We start from the raw sequence: 24186 nt of genomic DNA on the forward strand, positions 1-24186 counted from the left end.
ACATGCCCACGATTCTCGGCCAGAACCAGTACGGCAAAGCAGAGAACCGCGTCGTCAAGATCACGCGGGACGGCGACACCCACCACATCAAGGACCTCAACGTCTCCGTCGCCCTCTCCGGTGACCTCGACGACGTCCACCTCACCGGCTCCAACGCCCACTGCCTCCCCACCGACACGACGAAGAACACCGTCTTCGCGTTCGCCAAGGAGTACGGCATCGAGTCCGCCGAGCAGTTCGGCATCCACCTCGCCCGCCACTTCGTGACGAGCCAGGAGCCGATCAAGCGGGCACGCATCCGGATCGAGGAGTACGCCTGGGAGCGCATAGCCCCCTCCGACGCCAACTCCAAGTTCATCGGGGCCGACGAGGTCAACCACTCCTTCGCCCGCAAGGGCCAGGAGACCCGCGTCACCCAGGTCACCTACGACGGCGAGAAGTGGGAGGTCATCTCCGGCCTCAAGGACCTCGTCGTCATGAACTCCACCAACTCGGAGTTCTGGGGCTACATCAAGGACCAGTACACGACGCTCCAGGAAGCGTACGACCGCATCCTGGCCACGCAGGTGTCCGCCCGCTGGCGGTTCAACTGGACCGACGACGACCAGCGGATGCCCAACTGGGAGCGGTCCTACGAGCAGACCAGGAAGCACATGCTCGAGGCCTTCTCGGAGACGTACTCGTACTCCCTCCAGCAGACGCTGTACCAGATGGCCACGCGCATCATCAACCACCGCTCGGAGATCGACGAAGTCCGCTTCTCGCTCCCGAACAAGCACCACTTCCTGGTCGACCTCGAGCCCTTCGGCCTGAAGAACGACAACGAGGTCTACTACGCCGCCGACCGCATGTACGGCCTCATCGAGGCCACCGTCCTCCGCGACGGAGCCACGGCGCAGATCCCGGTCGACATGACCAACCTCTAAGCGGCATCCGCGTGACCGGCCCCGCCCGCCCGCAGTCGGGCGGGGCCGGACCACCGGACCGGAGGGAACCCCCATGGCACAGCCCGCAAAGGGGCCGGCGCACGCCGAAGGCCCGTGTTCCACCTCGCCGTCCACCCCTGCCACGGCCTCGGCCGAGTGTCACCCGGTGGACGAGAAGCTCCCCGCCTCGCGGCTCGTTCCCGCGGCACTCCAGCACATCGCCGCCATGTACGCCGGCGTCGTCACCCCTCCGCTCATCATCGGTCAGGCCGTCGGCCTGGACGCCGCCGCGATGACCCGGCTCATCGCGGCCAGCCTGCTCATCGCCGGCTGCGCGACCGTCCTGCAGACCCTCGGCGTCGGACGCTTCGCCGGCAACCGGCTCCCGTTCGTCAACGCCGCCTCCTCCGCCGGTATCGCCCCGATGCTCGCCATCGCCGAGACCAGCGCCCCCGGGCACCAGCTCCCCGCCATCTACGGCGCGGTGATGGTCGCCGGAGTCTTCTGCCTCGCCGTCGGGCCCTTCTTCGGCAGGCTCCTGCGCTTCTTCCCGCCGCTCGTCACCGGCGTCGTCATCACCCTCATCGGGGTCACCCTGATGCCCGTGCCCGTCGGCTGGGCGCAGGGCGGCGACAAGACCGCCGCCGACTTCGGCGCCATGAAGTACCTGGCGCTCGCCGGATTCACCCTCGTCGTCATCCTGCTGTTCCAGCGCTTCGGCAAGGGCTTCGTCAAGCAGATCGCCCTGCTCCTCGGCCTCTTCATCGGCACCCTCGCCGCGATCCCCTTCGGGATGGCCGACTTCACCGCCCTGCGCGAGGCACCCGTCGCGGCCCTGCCCGCCCCCTTCGCCTTCGGCGCCCCCGAGTTCCAGCCCGCCGCGATCCTCTCCCTGTGCATCGTCATGCTGGTCCTGATGACGGAGTCCAGCGCCGGCATGCTCGCCCTCGGCGAGATCTGCGAGCGGCGCAGCGACGGCCGGACCATCACCCGCGGCCTGCGCACCGACGGCATCGCCACCCTGCTCGGCCCCGTCTTCGGCGGCTTCCCGACCTCGGCCTTCGCCCAGAACGTCGGTGTCGTCTCGCTGACCAGGGTGCGCTCCCGGTACGTGGTCGCCGTCGCCGGCGGCGCCCTGCTCGTCCTCGGCGCCTTCCCCGTCCTCGGCGCGGTCGTCTCGATGGTCCCGATGCCCGTCCTCGGCGGCGCCGGCATCGTCCTCTTCGGCTCGATCGCGGTCAGCGGCATCCGCACCCTGTCGGAAGCCGGACTCGACGACAGCTCCAACATCATCCTGGTCGCCGTCGCGCTCGGCGCGGGCATCATCCCGCTCGCCGCGCCCACCTTCTACGCCGGCTTCCCCGCCTGGGCGCAGACGGTGCTCGGCTCCGGCATCAGCGCGGGCGCGCTCGTCGCCGTCCTGCTCAATCTGTTCTTCCACCATCTCGGCACCCGGAGCCGTCACACGGCCCCGGCACTCAAATCCTCCTAGGGTCCTGCCGTGCCCACTCCACCCCAGAGGAATGAAGGAACCACCGCCATGGCAGCACCTTCGGCAGCCCAGCGCGTCGTCATCGAGAACGCGGCGATCGCGACCGTCGACGCGCACGACACCGAGTACGCCTCCGGCCACCTCGTCGTCGCCGACAACAAGATCGAGTCCATCGGTGCCGGCAAGGCTCCCGAAGGCCTGGAGAACGTGGTCCGGAGGATCGACGCCACCGGCCATCTCATCACGCCCGGTCTCGTCAACACCCACCACCACTTCTACCAGTGGATCACCCGGGGTATGGCGACCGACCACAACCTCTTCAACTGGCTCGTCGCGCTCTACCCGACCTGGGCGCGGATCGACGAGCAGATGGTGCGCGCCGCCGCCCAGGGCTCGCTGGCCATGATGGCCCGCGGCGGTGTCACCACCGCCATGGACCACCACTACGTCTACCCGAAGAACTCCGGAGACCTCTCCGGCGCCATCATCGGTGCCGCCTCCGACATGGGCGTCCGCTTCACCCTCGCCCGCGGCTCGATGGACATGAGCGAGAAGGACGGCTTCCTGCCGCCGGACTTCGCCGTCGAGACCACCGAGGGCGCGCTCGCCGCGACCGAGGAGACGGTCAAGAAGTTCCACGACGCCTCCTTCGACGCGATGACCCAGGTCGCCGTCGCCCCCTGCTCCCCGTTCTCCATCTCCACCCAGCTGCTCAAGCAGGGTGCCGAGCTGGCCCGCCGCCTCGGGGTGCGCATGCACACCCACGGCTCGGAGACGGTGGAGGAGGAGAAGTTCTGCCACGAGCTCTTCGGCATGGGGCCGACGGACTACTTCGAGTCCACCGGCTTCCTCGGCGAGGACGTGTGGATGGCGCACTGCGTCCACATGAACGACTCCGACATCGCGGCCTTCGCCCGCACCGGAACGGGCGTGGCGCACTGCCCGTCCTCCAACGCGCGCCTCGCCGCCGGCATCGCCCGCGTCCCCGACATGCTGAAGGCGGGCGTACCCGTCGGCCTCGGTGTCGACGGCACCGCGTCCAACGAGTCCGGCGAGCTCCACACCGAGCTGCGCAACGCCCTCCTCATCAACCGCCTCGGCGCCCACCGCGAGGCCGCGCTCAACGCCCGCCAGGCCCTGCGCCTCGGCACCTACGGCGGCGCGCAGGTCCTCGGCCGCGCCGACAGCATCGGCTCCCTCGAAGCCGGCAAGCTCGCCGACTTCGTCCTCTGGAAGATCGACGGCCTCGGCCACTCCTCGATCGCCGACCCGGTCACCGCCGTCGTCTTCGGCGCGGCGGCCCCGGTCACCGCCTCCTTCGTCAACGGCAGGCAGATCGTCGAGAACAACCGACTGCTGTTCGCCGACGAGGAGCAGATCGCGCGCGACGCGCGCGCGGAGGCGCAGCGCCTGGCCCGCATCACGGCCCAGGGCTGACCCTCCCCATGGAGTCCGACCGAGGGGGACGGCCCTCGGTCGGTCGCCGCGGACCCGAGCGGGGTCCGCGGCAGCCCGACCGGGAGGTGCCGTACGCAGAAGACGTACGGCACCTCCCGGGACGGTGACACCCGCCCGTACCCCCACCGGGCACCCCGTCACCGCGTCGCGGACTCCCCACGCGCGCACCGCATCGCACCACACCGCATCGCCCCCGCAACGAGCCGCACCTCCTGCACCTCGCACCGCATCGCACCACCTCCCTGAACCCCGCGTCCCCGCCGACGTGTAACCGACCGGAGGAACCGCCGTGGCCGCCAAGCCCCAGGTTCGCAATGCACCAGACGCAGGCTCCGCCCCCGAAGACCGGGAAATACATCCGGTCGACGAGACGCTGCCCCCAGTAAAGATGCTCACGAGCGGCCTCCAGCACGTCGCCGCCATGTACGCGGGCGTCGTCGCTCCGCCCCTGATCGTCGGAGCGGCCGTCGGCCTCTCCGGCACCGAACTCACCTTCCTGACCGGCGCCAGCCTCTTCACCGCCGGACTCGCCACCTTCCTGCAGACGCTCGGCGTCTGGAAGATCGGCGCCCGGCTGCCGTTCGTCAACGGCGTCACCTTCGCCGGCGTCGCGCCGATGCTCGCGATCGTCGACACCACGGAGAACAAGGCCGACGCGCTCCCCGTGATCTTCGGCGCGATCATCGTCGCCGGACTCCTCGGCTTCCTCGCCGCCCCCTGGTTCTCCCGGCTCGTGCGGTTCTTCCCGCCGGTCGTCACCGGCACCGTGATCACCCTCATCGGTGTCTCCCTCCTCCCGGTCGCGTTCGGCTGGGCCCAGGGGCCCAACCCCAAGGCGGAGGACTACGGTTCGACCACGTTCCTCACCCTGGCCGGCATCACGCTCGTCGTCGTCCTGCTGCTCCGCCGCTTCACCCGCGGCTTCCTCAAGCAGATCGCCGTCCTCGTCGGCCTCGTCATCGGCACCCTCATCGCCATACCGTTCGGCGTCACCGACTTCTCCCCGGTGACCGAGGCGGACATCGTCGGCTTCCCGACCCCGTTCCACTTCGGCGGCCCGCAGTTCGCCCTCGCCGCGATCATCTCCATGTGCGTGGTCATGCTGGTCTCCATGACCGAGTCGACCGCCGACATGCTGGCGCTCGGCGAGATCGTCGACCGGCCGGCCGACGAGAAGACCATCGCGGCCGGACTGCGCGCCGACACCCTCGGCTCCGCGATCAGCCCGCTCTTCAACGGCTTCATGTGCAGCGCCTTCGCGCAGAACATCGGCCTGGTCGCCATGACCCGGATCCGCAGCCGGTTCGTCGTCGCCTGCGGCGGTGGCTTCCTGGTCCTCATGGGTCTCTCGCCTGTCGCCGCCTCGCTGATCTCGGTCGTCCCCCGGCCGGTCCTCGGCGGCGCGGGCGTCGTCCTCTTCGGCTCGGTCGCCGCCAGCGGCATCCAGACCCTGGTCAAGGCCGGTCTCGAGAAGGACAACAACGTGCTGATCGTGGCGGTCTCCCTGGCCGTCGGCATCATCCCCATCACGGCGCCGGAGTTCTACCACGCCTTCCCCGAGACGGCGAAGATCATCCTGGACTCGGGCATCTCGACCGGTTGCGTCGCCGCGGTCCTGCTCAACGTGGTCTTCAACCACCTGGGCCGGGGCCGGGACGACGACGAGGTCACCGCGCCGATGGAGCCGGGCGAGGAGATCTCCGGCACCCACACGGCGAAGGCGGCGCACGTCCACTGATCCCGCCCCTCGCCCCACCGCCCGCCCCGGTTCCCGCGCACGCCGCGGGGCCCGGGGCCGTGGTGCTGATCAACCCCAACACCTCCACCGCCACGACCGCGATGATGACCGCCATCGCCCGGCGGAGCCTCGGCCGCACCCGCGAGGTCCGCGGCGTCACCGTGCCCCGGGGCCCCCGCATGCTCACCGACCCGGCCGCGCTGCTCGCCGCCGCCCCCGAGGTCCTCGCCGAGGGCCTCCGCGCCACGGCCGCCGGCGACTGCGCGGCGCTCCTCGTCGGAGCGTTCGGCGACCCGGGCGTGGCGGAGCTGCGCGCGGCGGCCGGCGTCCCCGTGGTCGGCATCGGTGAAGCGGCCCTCAGGGAGGCGGCCGCCGACGGGACCCCCTTCGGCGTCGCCACCACGACGCCGCTCCTGGCCGACGCCGTCACCGCGCACGTGACGGCCCTCGGCCTCCTCGGCCGGTATACCGGTATCCGCCTCACCACAGGGGAACCCGAACAGCTCTCCGCCGACCCGGCGTCCCTCCTCGACCAGCTGGAACGCGCCGTCCGCGCCTGCGTGGAACACGACGGGGCACGGGCGGTCGTCATCGGCGGCGGCCCACTGGGCGAGGCGGCGGAGGCGCTCAGGACCCGGTGCGCGGCCAGGATCATCGCCCCGATCCCAGCGGCCTGCCGGGCGATCGCACGCATGCCGATCCGGTAGCGATCCCTGCCGTCCCTGGAACGATCACGGAGCCGGACCGCGACACGGTTCACCGCTCCCCTCACCGCCCCGGTAGCTGCTCCCCTCACCGCTCCCCTCACCGCTCCCCTCACCGCTCGCCTCGCCGTTCCACCGCGATCCGGCGCCGGCACTCGGCGGCCAGCGCCGGGTACGCGGCACCGATCGCCTCGTACAGCCGCCGCCGCAGCAGTCGCCCGGCCTCTCCGCGGCCGGTCTCCCCGTACAGCCCGTCGAGCAGCACCTCGTACCGTGAGACGGCGTGCCGCAGATACGTCACCTGCCACCGCACGAGGGCCCCGGCGGGCGGCTCGGCCGACGCCCCTGGCGAGGCGCCGGGGCTCCGAGCCGCGAGGAACTGCCGGTGGCGGACGGCCCGCCGCTCCAGCTCGGGTCCCGGCAGCCGGGGCACCTCGATCGGTTCCGCGCGGATCGCGGCCAGCACGGCGGCCCTGCGCCGCTCGGCATAGGCCGCGGCGGCGGAGGACCGGGCGGGGGCGAGCGCCGATGTCTCGGCGAACTCCGGTGTCCGCTCCACCGTCTCGACCCGGGCCAGGAGGTAGAGCCGCAGTGGCGCGAGGGACCAGCGGCGCGGGTCACGGCCCTGCACGTCGGGCGTGCCGAGCAGCTCCCGCACCATCGTGTCGGTCCAGCCCCTGCTGCGTACTCCGGCGAAGCTCACATAGGTCGTACGGTCCGTCATGATTTCCCCCTGGTTCGACTACGGAGAGTGATGTTCTCAGTGAAGCGCACACCACTGACAACGCCCCCTTGCCGTGGTCGACCCGGCTGTGGGATATAGGTCTGGACCTTTTGGGCGGACTGTTTCGGACGGAGGCCGGCCTGTGCAACGCCCGCTCGCCGTAAGCCTGTTGACCTCACTCGCACTCGCCGTCGTGCTCAGCCTCACCGGATGCTCGGGCGCCGCCGAACCCACGCCGAAGGACGGACGCGCCCCCACCGCCCCCACCGGAGTCACCGCGACCGCCGGCAGCGCGAGCACCGTCCACGTCATGTGGAACGCGGCCACCGACGACCGGGCCGTCACCGGCTACACCGTCTACAGCGAGGGCCGCAGGATCAAGGACCTCCCCGCCACCACCCTCATGACCGACGTCACCGGACTCGCCCCGGCCACCCGGCACCGCTTCACGGTCCGCGCCCGCGACGCCGCCGGAAACACCTCACCCGCGAGCGCCACCGTCACCGCCCTCACCCTCCGCGCCGCCGCCGAGGACCGCACACCGCCCACCACGCCGACGGCCCTCCGCGTCACGCCCGATGGCAGCCGCGCCGCCATCCTCCGCTGGTCCCCGGCCAGGGACGACACCCGGGTCACCGCGTACGACGTCCACCAGGCCGACATCCGCATCCACACCGTGCCGGGCACCGCCACCAGCGCCCGCGTCACCGGCCTCCGCCCCGGTACCGCCTACGCGTTCACCGTCCGCGCCCGCGACGCCGCCGAGAACTCCTCCCCGGACAGCGCCCCCGCCGACCTCACCACGGCCCCCGCCCCAGGGGCACCCCCGAACACCGCCCCCACCCGTCTCACCGCGACCGCCGCCGAGGGCGAGATCACCGTCACCTGGACCCCACCGGACACCGGCGCCCCGGTCACCCACCACGAACTCCACCTCGACGGCCGCTTCGCCACCACCATCATCTGGGGCACCACCCCACCACCCGGCCGCGCCACCTACACCTTCCCCGTCCAGGACCCCCCGGGCACCCGCCACACCATCACCCTCCGCGCCCGCCTCCCGGACGGCACCTGGGGCGACTTCTCGGCACCCCGCACCGTGGCGGTGCGCTGACGACGCCGCACGGTGGCGATGCGCTGACGACGCCGCACGGTGGCGGTGCGCTGACGACGCCGCACGGTGGCGGGAATCGCCCCAGGTCGTCCGCGCCCTGCGGAGACGCCTGTGATTCCGCGCCCCGCCCCGCCTGCGTCGTACGCCCGATTCGTCCCCGCCGAACTACCCTGGGAAGCGTGGCCGAGACCGTTCTCACCAACACCGGGCTCGACAGCTTCCTCGACGGAGCGCCCGAGCGCCGCGATCCCGTTTTCGTCCGTGCCGCCGAGGCGGTCCTGGGACTGCTCGCCCTCCGGGGAGCCGACCGGGTGAGCGGACTGCCCGAGCCGACGCCCGCGCTCGTGCGGCAGCTGCTGGTCGAGGACCTGCCCGCGTTCGTGTACGCGGCACCAGGGGAGCTGAACGCCTATCCGGCCGTCCTCGGCGAACTGGCCGGACGGTTCGACGGGGAGCTGCGCGAGCGGGTCGCCGCCGTCGTGGACGAGGCCGGGCCCGACTTCGAGCGGGCCATGTGCGACCCGGGGAACCTCACCTGGCACCGCTGGTACGCCTCCCTGCTGCGGGCCTGCGGCGCCGACCTGAGCGACCCCGAGGACGTCCGGCGCCGGCTCCCCGCCCTCGACGGCGCCCCGCTGCCCGACGGGGTGCACCGGGCCGATCTCATGGGGCGTACGGCGCTCGCGGACGTCGTCCTCGCCGAGGCCCTCACACGCGCGTACGTACGGGACGCCGAGGAGCCGCCACCCGCGGGGCCGCTGCTCACCGATCACGCCGTCGCGACGGGCATCGGCCAGGTGGCCGCGGCGCTCCAGGACCGGTGGACCGCCGCAGGTCTCGCCGAAGAGCTCGCCGGACCGTACGCGCGGTTCGCGCCGGGGCCCGACGCCTTCCCCCACCTCGTGCTCGCCGACGCCCTGCTCGACGAGCACCTCGACCACTACGGCGACATCGCCTGCCCCGTACCCCCGCCGCCCGCGATTGACTCCGGGCCCGTCGAGGAGGACGCCGACACCCTCATCACCGCCGTCGAGGAACTGGCGGAGGAGGAGTTCGAGCCGTACGGCGGGGAGGCTCCGCATCTCCTGTACGTGGTCTACCGGCGTGGCTGCTCGGCCGAGTCCATCGCCCGCAAGGCCGCCGAGTACGAGGACTGGTCCGTCGACCCGGACCTGGAGGACCTGCCCGTACCGGTGCCGGCCGAGGCGTCCGACGGATACGCGCTGCCGCCGCTGCCCGAGCTCGTCCGGCTCCTCGGAACGACCGGGCCGACCGAGGCCGACCGGGCCGGGCTCGAAGGCCCGGCCCGCGACCTGGCCGCCGTCGTCGACCGGCTCGCCGCCACCGGCCTGGTCTTCCGCGCGGGCGACGCCTTCGGGCTCACCCCCCGCGGCGCGGGCGCCGTGCGGTATCTGCTCCGGGTCCGCGGGATCGCCGCGCCCCGAGCCGCCGAGGTCCGGGAGTGGGCGGCCCCCGAGCTGGTCGCCGCCGCGGCGGGCTGGCCCGGCTGTGCCGCCTCCCGCGTCCTCGCCGACTGGCTCCACGCGCGCGTGGACACCGCCGGCGCCTGGTCCCAGCTGCTCACCGCGCTCGGCACCGTGCACGCCGGGACCTCCGACGCGGCGGCCGTCCGGGGCCTCTTCACCGCCCTCGACACCGCCGCCGCCCCGGCCGACGCCCTGCGCGGGGCCCTGCGGGACCCGGTGATCGGCGCGTACGCCCACCAGGCCCTGCGTCTGCGGGGCGAACCGTCCGACCTGATCCAGGTGGGCACCTCGGCGCGCGCCCTGTACATCCTCGACGCGCTGCCCGCCAAGAAGGGCCCCCTGGAAGCCCGCCGTACCGCCTTCGACACGGCGGCCGCCACGTGGCCCGGCGGGTCCGCCGCCCTGGTACGGGCGATGACCGCGGCGGACCGCCACGAGACGGAGCGGGTCCTCGGCCCGCTCGGCCTCGTCCCGTCGTGATCCTCAGCCCGGTCGCCACGAGCCTCAGCCCCGTCGTGACGAGCCTCGGTCTGTCATGACGAGCCTCAGCCCGTCATCATGAGCCTCAGCCCGTCATGACCCCTGTGTTCACCCCGCCGTGAGGTACATCCCCGACGGTCCCGACCCCGCCGTGTTGCGGCAGCTGTGGTTGCCGGTGGGGCGGGCGTGGATCAGGGCCAGGCAGCGGCCGAGGGCCTGCTGGCCGTAGGCGTTGGGGTGCACGGACTCCTGGACGAGCCCCTGGGTGCTCTGGCTGTCGATCCAGCGCGCCCACTCGCTCGTCGTCCCCGAAGCGGGCGCGGTCGAGGTCACCTGGCGGCTCGCCTTCGCGCACACCTCACGCCCCTGGAGCGTGTCGCGCAGGTCCATGAACTGCACGCCCTTGGCCGCCGCGACGCCCTTGAGGCGGTTGGCGATCTGCGGGACGAGGGAGTCGCGGGCCCAGTCGGAGTCGGCGTTCCAGAAGGGGCAGCCGCCGGTGTTCGTGCGGGACCAGCCGCTCTCGGAGTAGCGGTTGTCGGCGGCCCGGGGAATGGGGGAGGGGTACGACTGAAGGACGATCCGGTAGTCGGAGGAGCCGTATCCGGCGGCGGACATGACCGCCCGGATCTCGTCGACGGACTTGCCGACGTCCGCCATCACCCCGTCGATCTTCGCGTCGACCTCGGCCTGCTGGTCGTCGTGGCAGTACGAGTACCAGACGATGTAGTCGGTCGCACAGGTGGTGATGATGTCGGCGAACCCGAGGTCGTTGCCGCCGACGGAGAGCGCGATCAGCTCGACGTCGTGCGAGGCGGCGACGGCCGCCAGCTGGTCGGCCTGAGGGGCCTCGCCCTTGAAGGCCACGCCGCCCCGCGAGGCGCGGAAGACGTTCTCCGTCGTCGCGCCGGAGCAGGCGAGGTTGATGAGGGAGCTCGCGATCGGGCCCGCGCTCTTCACCTCGGAGGTGTCCGAGCGGTGACAGCCGCCCGCGGTGCTTCCGTACACCCGGGAAGGGTCGTAGCCGCTGCCGGTCCAGGCGCGGTCGGTGCCGTTGCGGCTGCCGGAGTTGGTGAGGCTGTTGCCCAGCCAGCGGCCGGCCTCGCCGGAGATGTAGCTGTCGCCCATGGTGACGACGGCGGTGGGCCCGCTGCCGGGGGAGGCCTGGGCGGCGGGGACGGCGACGGAGGCGAGCCCGGCGGCGGTACACAGAGCCAGGAACGCGCGCAGTGCGCGGTGGGGGGTCGAAGGCATGGCTGTGCTCCTGCGGTATGCGGTGCGCAGTGACGTGGGGGACAGCCGCCGGCCGGTGGCATGGCGGAATCTCGCACGCACTGGCTTGTTACCGCTAGGTAGCTGCATATCTCGGTTGCGTCACGTCCCCTGTGGCGCACCAGGCACGCCACAGGGCTCTGCCCCCGGTGCCTGTGCGAGCACCGGGGGCAGAGCCCTGTTTCAGTGAGCTGTTCGGCCGCTGTGCGGTCAGCCGACCAGCTGTTCGTACGCGGGGAGCGTCAGGAAGTCCGCGTAGTCCGCGTCGAGGGAGACATGGAGCAGCAGGTCGTGCGCCTGCTGCCACTTGCCGGCCGCGAAGGCCTCCTCGCCGATCTCGGCGCGGATCGCGGCCAGCTCCTCGGCGGCGACCTTCCGGGCCAGCTCGGGGGTGGCCGTCTCGCCGTTCTCGAACACGACACCCGCGTTGATCCACTGCCAGATCTGCGAACGCGAGATCTCGGCGGTGGCCGCGTCCTCCATCAGGTTGAAGATGGCGACGGCGCCCAGGCCGCGCAGCCACGCCTCGATGTAGCGGATGCCGACCTGCACCGCGCTCACCAGACCGGCGTACGTGGGCCTGGCGTCCAGCGAGTCGATGGCGATCAGGTCGCCGGCCGCGACCGAGACGTCCTCGCGGAGGCGGTCCTTCTGGTTCGGCTTCTCGCCGAGGACGGCGTCGAAGGAGGCCATCGCGATCGGCACCAGGTCCGGGTGGGCGACCCAGGAGCCGTCGAAGCCGTCGCCGGCCTCGCGGTCCTTGTCGGCCTTGACCTTCTCGAAGGCCACCTTGTTGACCTCGGCGTCCCTGCGGGACGGGATGAACGCCGCCATGCCGCCGATCGCGTGCGCGCCGCGCTTGTGGCAGGTGCGCACGAGGAGTTCGGTGTACGCGCGCATGAACGGGGCCGTCATCGTGACCGCGTTGCGGTCCGGCAGGACGAACTTGGCTCCGCCGTCACGGAAGTTCTTGACGATGGAGAAGAGGTAGTCCCAGCGGCCCGCGTTCAACCCGGCGGCGTGCTCGCGGAGTTCGTAGAGGATCTCCTCCATCTCGTACGCGGCCGTGATGGTCTCGATGAGGACCGTGGCGCGGACGGTGCCCCGCGGGATGCCGACGTAGTCCTGGGCGAAGACGAAGATCTCGTTCCAGAGGCGGGCCTCCAGGTGCGACTCCGTCTTCGGCAGGTAGAAGTACGGGCCCTTGCCGAGGTCGATGAGGCGCTGCGCGTTGTGGAAGAAGTACAGGCCGAAGTCGACCAGCGCACCCGGCACCGGCCGTCCGTCGAAGGTGAGGTGACGCTCCTCCAGGTGCCAGCCGCGCGGCCGCATGACGACGGTGGCGAGCTCGCCGGCGGGCTTGAGGGCGTACGACTTGCCCGAGCGGGGGTCGGTGAAGTCGATGTTCCGGGTGTACGCGTCGATCAGGTTGAGCTGGCCCAGGACGACGTTCTCCCAGGTGGGCGCCGAGGCGTCCTCGAAGTCGGCGAGCCAGACCCTGGCGCCGGAGTTCAGCGCGTTGATCGTCATCTTGCGGTCGGTCGGACCGGTGATCTCGACACGGCGGTCGTTCAGGGCCGCCGGGGCCGGAGCGACCTTCCAGGAGTCGTCGGCGCGGATCGCCGCGGTCTCCGGCAGGAAGTCCAGGGTGGAGGTACGGGCGATCTCGGCGCGGCGCTCCGCCCGGCGGGCGAGGAGCTCGTCCCGGCGCGGGGTGAACCGCCGGTGCAGTTCGGCGACGAAGGCCAGGGCGGCCTCGGTGAGCACCTCTTCCTGACGCGGCAGGGGCTCGGCATCGACGACGGCCAGGGGGGACGGCGCTGGTGCGGACATGAACTGTCACTTCCTTCAGCGGACTTCACGGGCGGTGCCAGGCGGCCGCCGGGCGTCGCGGGACGGCACGGAGTGCCGCAGGCGCCGAGATACGGCCGCAAGCGCCTTCTGTACGAGCAGGCGCTTCTGAACAGTGGATACTAGTTTCCTCATGGTGGAAGTTCAATGGTTTGTTGATGTCGAGATTCTCTGGATCGAGGGAACGTGGCGCTCGGTGCCAGGCCGTGTACGCCGCGCTCATGCCCCCTTCGCGCCCCGCTCACGCCCCTCACTCCAGACGGGCCAGATCCGCCTCCGTGTCGATGTCGTACGGCTCGGCCACATCCGAACAGTCCACCGGCGTGATCGCATCCCGGTGCGCCGCCAGATAGTCCCGCGCACCCCGGTCGCCGACCGCCGACTCGGCGATGCCCGCCCAGTGCCCGGCCCCGAACAGCACCGGATGGCCGCGCTCCCCGCCGTACGAGGCCGCCGCCAGCGTCTCCCGCGAGCCGTACGCCGCCCGCACCCGGGCCACCGCCTCCCTCCCGATGCCCGGCTGGTCGACGAGCAGCACCAGGGCCGCGTCCACCCCGCGCGGATCGGTGGCGAGCGACACCAGCCCCGCCCGCAGCGAGGACCCCATTCCCTCCGCCCAGTCCGGGTTGTCCACCAGCACACAGCCGGGCAGCTCGGCCCGCTCCCGCACGGCACCGGCCGACGCGCCGAGCACCACATGCACCACCTCGCAACCGGCCGCGCGTAGCACCCCCACCGCGTGCTCCACCAGGGGCCGCCCCCGATGGGACAGCAGCGCCTTGGGCCGCCCTCCGAGCCGCCGCCCGCCCCCGGCGGCGAGCAGCAGACCGGCGACGACGGGGGTTCGATCCTTCGCAGTTGTCATGGGGAGTGCATACCGCATCAGGCGGAATGACACGGTCGCCTGAATTCCGTCCACCAAGGGTGGCGCGCCGGGGTGGCGAAGGAGTTAACTGGCCCGCGACTCGCGGCGCCCGGCCACCGTCCGCCGGGTCGTCTCGGTCCGCGCGGTCTGTGGTGCGCGGTGTGGGTGATGTGGTCGGTGTGTTCGGAGTACGGCGTTCTGCGCACAGTGTGGTGCGAGGGGGAGAACCGTGTTGCGAAGCGTGGGGCAGAGGCGAGTGACCGGCGAGGGCGTGGACCCCAGGGTGGCCGAACTGCGGTTGGCCGTGTCCCGGCTGCGGCGCGAACTGGCCGCCCACCGGGTGGAGTTCGCCGATCGCGGCATCGCCGAGGACGAGCTCGCCGCCCTGGACGCGATGGCACTCAGCGGCGCCCCCGAGGTACGGCGGCTGCGCCGCTCGCTGCTGCTCGTGGCCGGTTCCGTCGGTTCCGTCAGCGCCCTCGCCGAGGGGCTCGCCGCGGTCCGCCACGCCGTCGAACTCTTCGGGCCGCCGCCCGCCCCGGACACCGGACCCGCCGCCTGACCGGTCTCGGACCACGGGCTGCCTGTCCGGAAGACCCGCGCGAGACCGGCCGGGGACCGCTGCCTGACCGGCCGGAGCCGGCCGCCTCGATCGGCCGGGACCTGCCGCCCCGAACGGCCGGAGCCGGCCGCCTCGATCGGCCGGGACCTGCCGCCCCGAACGGCCGGAGCCCGCCGCCTCGATCGGCCGGGACCTACCGTCTGATCAGCCGGCGTGCCGTGGCCGTCGCCACCGCCGCCGTGCGCGAGTCCACGCCCAGCTTCGCGAAGATGTGCACCAGATGGGACTTCACCGTCGCCTGGCTCAGGAACAGGACCTTGCTGATCTGCTGGTTCGACAGGCCCTCGCCCACCAGCTGGAGCACCTCCAGCTCGCGCTTGGTCAGCGCCTCCGCCGGGGTCCGCATCCGGTCCATGAGCCGGTGCGCCACCGCCGGAGCCAGGGCCGACTGCCCGGCCGCCGCCGTCCGCACCGCCGCCGCCAGCTCCTCCGGCGGCGCGTCCTTGAGGAGGTAGCCGGAGGCGCCCGCCTCCACCGCCGCCAGGATGTCCGCGTCCGTGTCGTACGTCGTCAGGACCAGCACCTTCGGCCCGCCCGGCGCCGCCGTGATCGCCGCCGTCGCCTCGGAACCGTGCATCCCGGAGCCGAACTGCAGGTCCATCAGGACCACGTCCACACCCCCGGCGCCGGCCAGCTCCACCGCGCGCTCGGCGGTGGCGGCCTCCGCGACGACGGCGAAGTCCGGTTCCGTGTCGAGGACCGCGCGCAGGCCCGCCCGTACGACCGGATGGTCGTCGGCCAGGAGAAGACGGATGGTCATGGCTCAGACTCCAGCGGGGAGAGGGAGGGACACGGCGACCGCCGTGCCCTGGCCGGGTGCGGACTCCACGGTGAACGTGCCGCCCAGCGACTCCGCCCGCGAGCGCATCGCCGGAAGCCCGAAACCGCCGTCGGACGAGGGACGGCGTACGGAGGCGGGATCAAAACCCTTGCCGTCGTCGACCACGTCCAGGGTGACCGAGGCGTCCATGAACGACAGGGTGATCTCCGCCCGCGAGGCCGCCGCGTGCCTGACCGTGTTCGCGAGCGCCGACTGCGCGATCCGCAGCAGCGCCACCTCGTACGGCGTCGGCAGCTCGACCGGCGTCCCGCTCACCGAGAAGCGGACCCGGGGCCCGGCGTCACCCGGCCCGTGCGTACCTGATCCGGCCCCCGGCTCGCACAGCCGCTCAAGTGCCCCCGCCAGGGACCCGTGTTCCAGGTCCGGCGGTGACAGCGCGCGGACGAAGCGTCGCGCTTCCGCCAGGTTGTCCTGCGCCGCCCGGCGCGCCCGGTCGATGTGGCCGGCGGCCGGGGAGCCCGGCGGCAGTGCCCGCTCGGCTGCCCGCAGCAGCAGCTGGATCGAGGACAGACCCTGCGCCAGCGTGTCGTGGATCTCCCGCGCGAGACGCTCCCGCTCCGCGAGCGTCCCCGCGTGCCGCTCCGCCGTCGCCAGCTCCGCCCGCGTCGTGATCAGCTCCTCGATGAGCCGGCGCCGCCGCTCGCTCTCCCGGTAGAGCGCCTGGTAGCCGAGGACCGTCGCCACCGCGACCGCCGCGCCGAGCAGCGGCCCGATGAACACGCCCGGATTGAGGGCGGCGCCGTGCCCCACGTACGAGAGGATCGCCGCGCCAGCCGTCAGCGCCACCACCGGCAGCGACCAGCGTGCGGGCAGCAGATGCAGCTGTACGAAGTAGAGCGGGAAGGCCACCCAGAGCGCCTCCGGGGTCTGCCAGAGCAGCGCGAGCCAGGACGCGCCCAGGACCCCCAGCCACACGGCGGCCGCCCGCTGTGACCTCCGTACCGACGGCAGATGGGAACCGGCCGCGTACACCGCTCCCGTCACCACCGCGAGCGCCGTCCCCGCGGCCGAGTCCGCCCGTACCGCCGCGAGCGTGAGCAGGCCCGCCATCAGCAGGTGCAGACAGAGGCGCAGCGCGCGCAGGGCGGGGGTGAGGGCTCGGGGATCCATGATCCCTCCAGCGTAGACACCGGGCGACAATCCGGACTCAACCGAAAGATTGATTACGGAGCCATCCGTGGCGCGATGCCCGCCGGGCACCGATCGGACCACTCTGGTCAGCATGTTCGTGGCATGGAGAGACCTCAGATTCGCCAAGGGGCGATTCGCCCTCATGGGCACCGTGATCGTCCTGATCACCCTGCTCGTGGGGCTGCTGTCAGGGCTGACCGCCGGGCTCGCGCGGGAGAACATCTCCGCGATCACCGGGCTGCCCGCCGACCGGCTGGCCTTCGCGGCGCCGCCGTCCGGACAGTCGGTCTCCTTCACCAGCTCGACGGTGACGGAAGAGCAGTGGCGCCGCTGGTCGGAGCGGCCCGGAGTGACAGCCGCGGCACCGCTCGGCATCCGTACCCTCAACGCCGCCGCCGGAGACCGTACCGCCGCCGTGTCCGCCTTCGGCACCGAGCCGGGGGCCGGGCTCGCACCCGCGGACCCCGGAGCCGGGAAGGCCGTCCTCTCCGAGTCGGCGGCCGAGGAGCTGGCCGTGACCCCTGGCGACCCCGTCCGTCTCGGGCCTCTGGAGCTCGTCGTCGCGGCGGTCGCGGGCGACGCCTCGTACAGCCACACCCCCGTGGTGTGGACCTCCCTCGACGACTGGCAGCGACTCGGCCACAGCGGCACGACCACCCAGGAACAGGCCACCGTCATCGCGCTGCGCGGGGCCGGGGGGACCGACTGGGCCGCCGGTGACAAGGCCGTCGGCACCGAGGCGCGGACCGTCGACGGGGCCCTCACCGCCATAGGGTCCTACCAGGCCGAGAACGGTTCGCTCCAGCTCATGCGCGGTTTCCTCTTCGTCATCTCCGCGCTGGTCATAGGGGCCTTCTTCACCGTCTGGACCATCCAGCGCAGCGGTGACGTCGCCGTCCTCAAGGCGCTCGGCGCCTCCACCCCGTACCTCCTCAGGGACGCCCTCGGGCAGGCCGTCCTCATGCTCGGCGCGGGCACGCTGCTCGGCACCGCGCTCGCCGTCGGCATCGGGGCCCTGGTCAGCGGCGGGAACGTGCCGTTCCTCCTGGAACCGCTCACCGTCCTCGGCCCGGCCGCCGTGATCATCGTCCTCGGTGTGCTCGGCGCGGCGCTCTCCATCCGGCGGATCACCTCCGTCGACCCGCTCACCGCCCTCGGGAGCGCCCGATGAATCCCGCCCTCTGTGCCGTCACCCCGCTCCGGAGCACCCCATGAGTCTCGTCCTCGACGCCGTCACCCTCACCTACCCCGACGGGGACGGCCGCCTCACCGCCCTCGACGACGTCTCCCTCACCGTCCCCGCCGGTACGCTCACGGCGGTCGTCGGCCCTTCGGGCTCGGGCAAGTCCAGCCTGCTCGCGGTCGCCGCCACCCTGGTGACCCCGGACCGGGGCCGGGTCGTCGTCGCCGGTACGGACACGGGGCCGCTCACCCCCGCCGCCCGCGCGGAGCTGCGCCGCGAGCACATCGGGATCGTCTTCCAGCAGCCCAACCTGCTGCCCTCGCTGAGTGCGGTGGAGCAGCTCCAGGTGATGGCCCATCTGTCCGGGCGTACGCCGAAGGCGGTACGGGGCCGGGCCCTGGAACTCCTCGACGCGGTGGGCCTCGTGGACCAGGCCCGGCGCAGGCCGCACCAGCTGTCGGGCGGTCAGCGGCAGCGGGTGAACATCGCGCGGGCCCTGATGAACGAGCCGTCCGTGCTCCTCGTCGACGAGCCGACCAGCGCGCTCGACCACGAGCGGGGGGCGGCGGTCATGGACCTGCTGGCCTCGCTGACGGTGGAGCGGGGCACGGCGACGGTGCTGGTCACCCACGACCGGACCCACGTCGCCCGAGCGGACCACGTGGTGACGGTGCGGGACGGCCGGCTCGTCCGGTGACGACTGGCCACGACGGCGGGAGGGGATCAGCTCCCGCCGTCGTCCGGTGACGACTGTCGACAACGGCGGGAGGGGCTCAGCTCCCGCCGTTCCCCGCCGTGTTCGCCAGGGCCGCCGACAGCTCGCGGGCGACCTCCTGGAGGATCGGGACGATCTTCTCCGTGGCGGCCTCCGTGACCCGGCCCGCCGGACCCGAGATGGAGATCGCGGCCGCGGTGGGGGAGTCGGGCACCGACACCGCGAGGCAGCGGACCCCTATCTCCTGCTCGTTGTCGTCGACCGCGTACCCCGTCTCGCGGACGGAGACGAGCGCGTCGAGGAAGCCCTCCGGCGTGGTGATCGTCTTCTCGGTCGCGGCCGGCATGCCGGTACGGGCGAGCAGCGCGCGGACCTCCTCCGCCGGGGTGTGCGCGAGGAGCGCCTTGCCGACACCGGTGGAGTGCGGCAGCACGCGACGGCCGACCTCGGTGAACATGCGCATCGAGTGCTTGGACGGCACCTGTGCCACGTACACGATCTCGTCGCCGTCGAGCAGCGCCATGTTCGCCGTCTCGCCGGTCTCCTCGACGAGCCGCGCCAGGTACGGGCGGGCCCAGGTGCCGAGGAGGCGGGAGGCGGACTCGCCGAGCCGGATGAGCCGGGGGCCGAGCGCGTACCGCCGGTTGGGCTGCTGGCGCACGTAGCCGCAGGCGACCAGGGTGCGCATCAGACGGTGGATGGTGGGGAGCGGGAGTCCGCTGCTGGCGGAGAGCTCGCTCAGCCCGACCTCGCCCCCGGCGTCGGCCATCCGCTCCAGGAGGTCGAAGGCACGCTCAAGGGACTGGACGCCCCCGCTCGCGGCGGGTTTGGCGGCGTCGGTGGTGCTGGCGCTGGACGTCGGCACGTCAACGGTCCTTTCGAGGCAGGCGGGCAAGGCTGCAGCCTACCGGGCCCCCGGCCGGGGCACATGGCCCCGGTGCCGGCGTACGGGCCGGTCAGGGGGTGTTTGTCCGGTGTCGGCGCGGGCCCGGCGGGGCCCGGGGCCCGCCCCGCATGTGCGGAGCTACGTTCTACTGTACGGAATTCCGATTCCACTTTGTGGAAACATCCAAGCCTGCTTCGTCGGCGCCCGATGCTGGAAGTGTGCCCTTGACGACATGTCGGCCGGAAGTGAACACTCCCTTTCAACAGTTCGTTGAAATATTGCCGCAGTGCTTGAAGAAGGGGTACGGGTGGACGTCAACCTGGTCCTGCGCTCGACGCGTGTCATCACCCCCGAGGGGACGCGCCCGGCGTCGATCGCCGTCTCCGGAGGGACGATCGCGGCCGTGCTGCCGTACGACGCCGAGGTACCCGCCGGCGCCCGGCTCGAGGACGTCGGCGACGACGTCGTCCTGCCCGGACTCGTCGACACCCACGTGCACGTGAACGACCCCGGCCGCACCGAGTGGGAGGGCTTCTGGACCGCCACCCGCGCGGCCGCCGCCGGCGGCATCACCACGCTCCTCGACATGCCCCTCAACTCGCTTCCCCCCACCACCACGGTGGAGAACCTGCGGACCAAGCAGGAGGTCGCCCGCGCCAAGGCGCACATCGACGTCGGCTTCTGGGGCGGCGCCCTGCCCGACAACGTCAAGGACCTGCGGCCCCTCCACGACGCCGGCGTCTTCGGCTTCAAGTGCTTCCTCTCGCCGTCCGGCGTCGAGGAGTTCCCCGAGCTCGACCAGGAGCAGCTGGCGACCTCGCTCGCCGAGATCTCCGGCTTCGACGGGCTCATGATCGTGCACGCCGAGGACCCCCACCATCTCGCCGCCGCACCCCAGCGCCCGGGCGGCGCGTACGCAGACTTCCTCGCCTCGCGGCCCCGCGACGCCGAGAACACGGCGATCGAGAACCTGGTCAACCAGGCCCGCCGGCTGAACGCCCGCGTCCACGTCCTCCACCTCTCCTCCTCCGACGCGCTGCCGCTCATCGCCGCCGCCAAGGCCGAGGGCGTCAAGATCACCGTCGAGTCCTGCCCGCACTTCCTCACGCTCACCGCCGAGGAGATCCCGGACGGCGCCACCGAGTTCAAGTGCTGCCCGCCCATCCGGGAGGCCGCCAACCAGGACGCGCTGTGGCAGGGGCTCGCGGACGGCACGATCGACTGCATCGTCTCCGACCACTCCCCGTCCACCGCCGACCTCAAGACGCCCGACTTCGCCTCCGCCTGGGGCGGCATCTCCTCCCTCCAGCTCGGCCTGCCCGCCATCTGGACCGAGGCCCGCCGCCGCGGCCACACCCTGGAGGACGTCGTCCGCTGGATGTCCGAGGGCCCGGCCAGGCTCGCCGGACTCACCCGCAAGGGCGCCATCGAAGCCGGCCGCGACGCCGACTTCGCCGTCCTCGCCCCCGACGCCACCTTCACCGTCGACCCGGCCGAGCTCCAGCACCGCAACCGGATCACCGCCTACGCGGGCAAGACCCTCAACGGCGTCGTCACCTCCACCTGGCTGCGTGGAGAGCGCATCGTCGACCACGGCACCCTCGCCGAGCCGACCGGCCGCCTCCTCGAAAGGAACAACTGACCCGTGAGCACCGGCATACCCTCCTTCACCGGCGACGCCAGCCCCTACGGCGGCGGCGACCCGTACGCCGACTACCGCACGGCCGACTTCCCCTTCACCCGGTACGCGGACCTGGCCGACCGCCGCCTCGGCGCCGGCGTCATCGCCGCCAACGACGAGTTCTTCGCGGAGCGCGAGAACCTGCTCAAGCCCGAGGCCGCCGAGTTCGACCCCGAGCACTTCGGCCACAAGGGCAAGATCATGGACGGCTGGGAGACCCGCCGCCGCCGCGGAATCTCCGCCCGGCAGCCGCACCCCACCGAGGACGACCACGACTGGGCCCTCGTACGCCTCGGTGCGCCCGGAGTCGTCCGCGGCATCGTCGTCGACACGGCCCACTTCCGCGGCAACTACCCGCAGGCCGTCTCCGTCGAGGCCGCCGCCGTCGCCGGCTCGCCCTCGCCCGAGGAGCTCCTCGCCGACGACGTGAAGTGGACGACGCTCGTCCCGCGCACCGCCGTCGGCGGCCACGCCGCCAACGGCTTCGCCGTCGACATCGAGCAGCGCTTCACCCACCTGCGCGTCAACCAGCACCCCGACGGCGGCATCGCCCGCCTCCGCGTGTACGGCGAGGTCGCCCCCGACCCCGCGTGGCTCGCCGTCCTCGGCACCTTCGACCTCGCGGCCCTGGAGAACGGCGGCCAGGTCGAGGACGCCTCCGACCGCTTCTACTCCCCGGCCACCAACACCATCCAGCCGGGCCGCTCCCGCAAGATGGACGACGGCTGGGAGACCCGCCGCCGCCGTGACAAGGGCAACGACTGGATCCGCTACCAGCTGGCCGCCGAGTCCGAGATCCGTGCCGTCGAGATCGACACCGCGTACCTCAAGGGCAACAGCGCCGGCTGGGCCGCGCTCTCCGTCGCCGCCGAGGGCTCCGAGGAATGGACCGAGATCCTGCCCCGGACCCGCCTCCAGCCCGACACCAACCACCGCTTCGTCCTGGACAACCCGGCGGTCGGCTCCCGCGTCCGGATCGACATCTACCCGGACGGCGGCATCTCCCGCCTCCGTCTCTTCGGCTCCCTCACGGAGGCCGGTACGGCGCGGCTGACCGCCCGCCACCAGGAGCTGGGCGGCTGACCCGACTCCCCGAGAACCGGGCGGGCACGACACCCCGCCCCGGCCCGCGAGGGCGCACCGACCCGACAGCACCGGTGCGCCCTCGCGGCGCCCCCTTTTTTTGGGGCTCGGTTCGCCTCCGGGGCGCTGGAGCCGGGGGAACAGGGCCGACCGTGCTCGACCCGCTCGTTCCTCACGGGCCTCCGCGCGCTCGACCCTGTTCCCCCGGCGCGCCCCTTCGGCTCACTCGCCGGGTCCTACCTGGCGGGCGCGCTCCTGGCCGGCGTCGGGCGTCAACGCCCGCACACGTCCCCGCCCCGGACGTGCCACCCGGCTCACGCCGCGTGTCCGCCGTCCACCGCGAACTCCGCGCCCGTCACGTACCGGCCCTCCGGGCCCGCCAGGAAGGCGACCATCGCGGCCACCTCGTCCGGGGTGCCGAAACGGCCGAGCGCCGTCATCGCCGCCTGGCCCTCCGCGTACGGCCCGTCCGCCGGGTTCATGTCGGTGTCGATCGGACCGGGGTGGACGATGTTGGCCGTGATGCCGCGTCCGCCCAGCTCCCGGGCGAGTGCCTTCGTGAGGCCGACGAGCGCCGACTTGCTCGTGGTGTACAGCGTGCCGCCAGGACCCGGTACCCGCTGGGTCATGCACGTGCCGATCGTGATGATCCGCCCGCCCTCCGGCAGACGCGGGGCGGCGGCCTGCGAGGCGAGGAAGGCGCCCCGGACGTTGACCGCGAGGACCCGGTCGACGTCCGCGAGGGTCAGGGACTCCAGCGGGCCGAGGACCCCCGCACCCACGTTGTTCACGAGGACGTCGAGCCGTCCCAGCGCGTCCGCCGCCCAGTTCACGGCTCCCGCCGCGTCCCCGGCGTCGGCCGCGTCGGCCCGCAGGGGGAGCGCCCTGCGTCCGGCCGCCTCGATCAGCGAGGCGACCTCCTTGGCCCGCGTCTCGTCCTGGACGTAGGTGAAGGCCACGTCGGCGCCCTCACGGGCCAGACGCACGGCCGTGGCCGCGCCGATCCCCCTGCTGCCGCCCGTCACCAGAACCGCCGTGCCGTTCATCGTGCTGTTCGTCGTGGACATCCCGGAACCTCCGTGAGAAGTCATCAAGTGGTTGCGGGTTCAATGAAAGTCGGTGGGGCGGCCCGGCGCTGGCGGGTATCGGACGCCGACCCGGAGACCGATGAGTTCCGTCCGGCGGCGCGGTCGGAGCTTCCAGGACACGATGGTCCGGAGAACAGAAAGGGCACCCACCATGGCCACCCTCAGCCTCACCCAGTTCCTCACCCTCGACGGCGTCCACCAGGCCCCCGGCGGCCCGCAGGAGGACCCCACCGGCGGCTTCGAGCACGGCGGCTGGTCCGTGCCGTTCGGCGACGAGGACTTCGGGCAGTACATGAACGAGGTCTTCACCCGCCCGACCGCCTTCCTCCTCGGCCGCCGCACGTACGAGATCTTCGCGAGCTACTGGCCCCAGCACGACGACCCCGACGACCCGATCGCCTCCAAGCTCAACGCCCTCCCCAAGTACGTCGCCACCACCACCCTCGACTCCGCCGACTGGACCGGGACCACGCTCCTGCGCGGCGACGTGGTGAAGGAGGTCGCCGACCTCAAGGAGAGCGTCGACGGCGAGATCCAGATGCACGGCAGCGGCGGCCTCGCCCGGACCCTGCTCGACCACGACCTGATCGACACCCTGCACCTGCTCGTCTTCCCGGTGGTCCTCGGCACCGGCCGCCGTCTCTTCTCCGACGGCGTCCGCCCCGCGGCCTTCCGCAACACCGCGTCGAGCACCACGGGATCGGGCGTCGCCCTCCTCACGTACGAGCGGGCGGGACGCCCCGAGTACGGCAGCTACTGACACGGAGGCAGCGGAAAGGTGTAGCCACCACGGGCCCCGCCGGGTACGGTGATCGCTCCGAGTGCGAGCCGTCGAAGTCTCCACC

21 protein-coding genes are annotated in these 24186 nt (G+C 72.4%); 13 read left to right on the top strand and 8 right to left on the bottom strand.

Features of this window, described 5'->3' with window-relative positions; all coding sequences use genetic code 11:
• The first annotated feature begins 2 nt into the window (after positions 1 to 2).
• The 5 genes from pucL to ACFVYX_RS03270 all read left to right on the top strand — a co-directional run bounded on the left by pucL (position 3) and on the right by ACFVYX_RS03270 (position 6321).
• Positions 3 to 926 carry a factor-independent urate hydroxylase gene (pucL, locus tag ACFVYX_RS03250; RefSeq protein WP_389679574.1) on the top strand — a complete coding sequence of 308 codons (924 nt, stop codon included), beginning with the start codon at positions 3 to 5 and terminating at the stop codon, positions 924 to 926.
• Between the two features lie 73 nt (positions 927 to 999).
• A complete protein-coding gene (locus ACFVYX_RS03255; protein WP_389679575.1) occupies positions 1000 to 2418 on the top strand; it encodes a nucleobase:cation symporter-2 family protein in 1419 nt (472 codons plus the stop codon).
• A gap of 48 nt (positions 2419 to 2466) precedes the next feature.
• Positions 2467 to 3855: an 8-oxoguanine deaminase gene (locus tag ACFVYX_RS03260; RefSeq protein ID WP_389679576.1), complete on the top strand. Its 1389-nt coding sequence runs from the start codon at positions 2467 to 2469 to the stop codon at positions 3853 to 3855.
• A 310-nt stretch (positions 3856 to 4165) separates the two neighbouring features.
• Positions 4166 to 5614, top strand: coding sequence for a nucleobase:cation symporter-2 family protein (locus tag ACFVYX_RS03265; RefSeq protein ID WP_389679577.1), 1449 nt, complete (start codon positions 4166 to 4168; stop codon positions 5612 to 5614).
• Positions 5615 to 5673: 59 nt separating this feature from the next.
• Positions 5674 to 6321: an aspartate/glutamate racemase family protein gene (locus ACFVYX_RS03270; RefSeq protein WP_389679578.1), complete on the top strand. Its 648-nt coding sequence runs from the start codon at positions 5674 to 5676 to the stop codon at positions 6319 to 6321.
• 109 nt (positions 6322 to 6430) lie between these two features.
• Here the strand turns inward: ACFVYX_RS03270 and ACFVYX_RS03275 are convergent, their stop codons facing one another.
• The gene (locus ACFVYX_RS03275) at positions 6431 to 7042 is read right to left on the bottom strand and encodes a hypothetical protein (protein WP_389679579.1); all 612 of its coding nucleotides are present in this window, start codon (positions 7040 to 7042) and stop codon (positions 6431 to 6433) included.
• Positions 7043 to 7208: 166 nt separating this feature from the next.
• Here ACFVYX_RS03275 and ACFVYX_RS03280 point away from each other — a divergent pair, with 166 nt between their 5' ends.
• Positions 7209 to 8156: a fibronectin type III domain-containing protein gene (locus tag ACFVYX_RS03280; protein ID WP_389680031.1), complete on the top strand. Its 948-nt coding sequence runs from the start codon at positions 7209 to 7211 to the stop codon at positions 8154 to 8156.
• Positions 8157 to 8335: 179 nt separating this feature from the next.
• The gene (locus ACFVYX_RS03285) at positions 8336 to 10123 is read left to right on the top strand and encodes a hypothetical protein (protein WP_389679580.1); all 1788 of its coding nucleotides are present in this window, start codon (positions 8336 to 8338) and stop codon (positions 10121 to 10123) included.
• Positions 10124 to 10231: 108 nt separating this feature from the next.
• On the opposite strand, the gene ACFVYX_RS03290 is transcribed toward ACFVYX_RS03285, so the two are convergent.
• From ACFVYX_RS03290 to ACFVYX_RS03300, 3 genes are all read right to left on the bottom strand, one after another.
• Positions 10232 to 11377 (bottom strand): GDSL-type esterase/lipase family protein, encoded by a 1146-nt coding sequence (locus ACFVYX_RS03290; RefSeq protein WP_389679581.1) that lies wholly within the window; start codon positions 11375 to 11377, stop codon positions 10232 to 10234.
• Between the two features lie 228 nt (positions 11378 to 11605).
• On the bottom strand, positions 11606 to 13228 hold the full coding sequence (gene aceB, locus ACFVYX_RS03295) for a malate synthase A (protein ID WP_389679582.1): 1623 nt from the start codon (positions 13226 to 13228) through the stop codon (positions 11606 to 11608).
• A 268-nt stretch (positions 13229 to 13496) separates the two neighbouring features.
• Positions 13497 to 14111, bottom strand: coding sequence for an NTP transferase domain-containing protein (locus ACFVYX_RS03300; RefSeq protein ID WP_389679583.1), 615 nt, complete (start codon positions 14109 to 14111; stop codon positions 13497 to 13499).
• 229 nt (positions 14112 to 14340) lie between these two features.
• Here ACFVYX_RS03300 and ACFVYX_RS03305 point away from each other — a divergent pair, with 229 nt between their 5' ends.
• Positions 14341 to 14673, top strand: coding sequence for a DUF5955 family protein (locus tag ACFVYX_RS03305; protein WP_389679584.1), 333 nt, complete (start codon positions 14341 to 14343; stop codon positions 14671 to 14673).
• Positions 14674 to 14866: 193 nt separating this feature from the next.
• Here the strand turns inward: ACFVYX_RS03305 and ACFVYX_RS03310 are convergent, their stop codons facing one another.
• Positions 14867 to 15493: a response regulator gene (locus ACFVYX_RS03310; RefSeq protein WP_389679585.1), complete on the bottom strand. Its 627-nt coding sequence runs from the start codon at positions 15491 to 15493 to the stop codon at positions 14867 to 14869.
• 3 nt (positions 15494 to 15496) lie between these two features.
• The gene (locus tag ACFVYX_RS03315) at positions 15497 to 16684 is read right to left on the bottom strand and encodes a histidine kinase (protein ID WP_389679586.1); all 1188 of its coding nucleotides are present in this window, start codon (positions 16682 to 16684) and stop codon (positions 15497 to 15499) included.
• A 112-nt stretch (positions 16685 to 16796) separates the two neighbouring features.
• Here ACFVYX_RS03315 and ACFVYX_RS03320 point away from each other — a divergent pair, with 112 nt between their 5' ends.
• Both ACFVYX_RS03320 and ACFVYX_RS03325 read left to right on the top strand, forming a co-directional pair.
• Positions 16797 to 17876 carry an ABC transporter permease gene (locus ACFVYX_RS03320; RefSeq protein ID WP_389679587.1) on the top strand — a complete coding sequence of 360 codons (1080 nt, stop codon included), beginning with the start codon at positions 16797 to 16799 and terminating at the stop codon, positions 17874 to 17876.
• A gap of 40 nt (positions 17877 to 17916) precedes the next feature.
• Positions 17917 to 18585, top strand: coding sequence for an ABC transporter ATP-binding protein (locus ACFVYX_RS03325; protein WP_389679588.1), 669 nt, complete (start codon positions 17917 to 17919; stop codon positions 18583 to 18585).
• 76 nt (positions 18586 to 18661) lie between these two features.
• Here ACFVYX_RS03325 and ACFVYX_RS03330 read toward each other — a convergent pair whose 3' ends face one another.
• The gene (locus ACFVYX_RS03330) at positions 18662 to 19468 is read right to left on the bottom strand and encodes an IclR family transcriptional regulator (RefSeq protein ID WP_389679589.1); all 807 of its coding nucleotides are present in this window, start codon (positions 19466 to 19468) and stop codon (positions 18662 to 18664) included.
• A 328-nt stretch (positions 19469 to 19796) separates the two neighbouring features.
• On the opposite strand from ACFVYX_RS03330, the gene allB reads away from it, so the two are divergent.
• Positions 19797 to 21131: an allantoinase AllB gene (allB, locus tag ACFVYX_RS03335; protein WP_389679590.1), complete on the top strand. Its 1335-nt coding sequence runs from the start codon at positions 19797 to 19799 to the stop codon at positions 21129 to 21131.
• Positions 21132 to 21134: 3 nt separating this feature from the next.
• Positions 21135 to 22253, top strand: a complete 1119-nt coding sequence (alc, locus tag ACFVYX_RS03340; protein ID WP_389679591.1) for an allantoicase — start codon at positions 21135 to 21137, stop codon at positions 22251 to 22253.
• A 314-nt stretch (positions 22254 to 22567) separates the two neighbouring features.
• Here alc and ACFVYX_RS03345 read toward each other — a convergent pair whose 3' ends face one another.
• On the bottom strand, positions 22568 to 23320 hold the full coding sequence (locus ACFVYX_RS03345; protein ID WP_389679592.1) for an SDR family NAD(P)-dependent oxidoreductase: 753 nt from the start codon (positions 23318 to 23320) through the stop codon (positions 22568 to 22570).
• Between the two features lie 172 nt (positions 23321 to 23492).
• On the opposite strand from ACFVYX_RS03345, the gene ACFVYX_RS03350 reads away from it, so the two are divergent.
• Positions 23493 to 24101, top strand: a complete 609-nt coding sequence (locus ACFVYX_RS03350; RefSeq protein ID WP_389679594.1) for a dihydrofolate reductase family protein — start codon at positions 23493 to 23495, stop codon at positions 24099 to 24101.
• Positions 24102 to 24186 lie beyond the last annotated feature (85 nt).

The sequence above is a fragment of the Streptomyces sp. NPDC058326 genome, from assembly GCF_042879855.1.
Classification (GTDB): Bacteria; Actinomycetota; Actinomycetes; order Streptomycetales; family Streptomycetaceae; genus Streptomyces.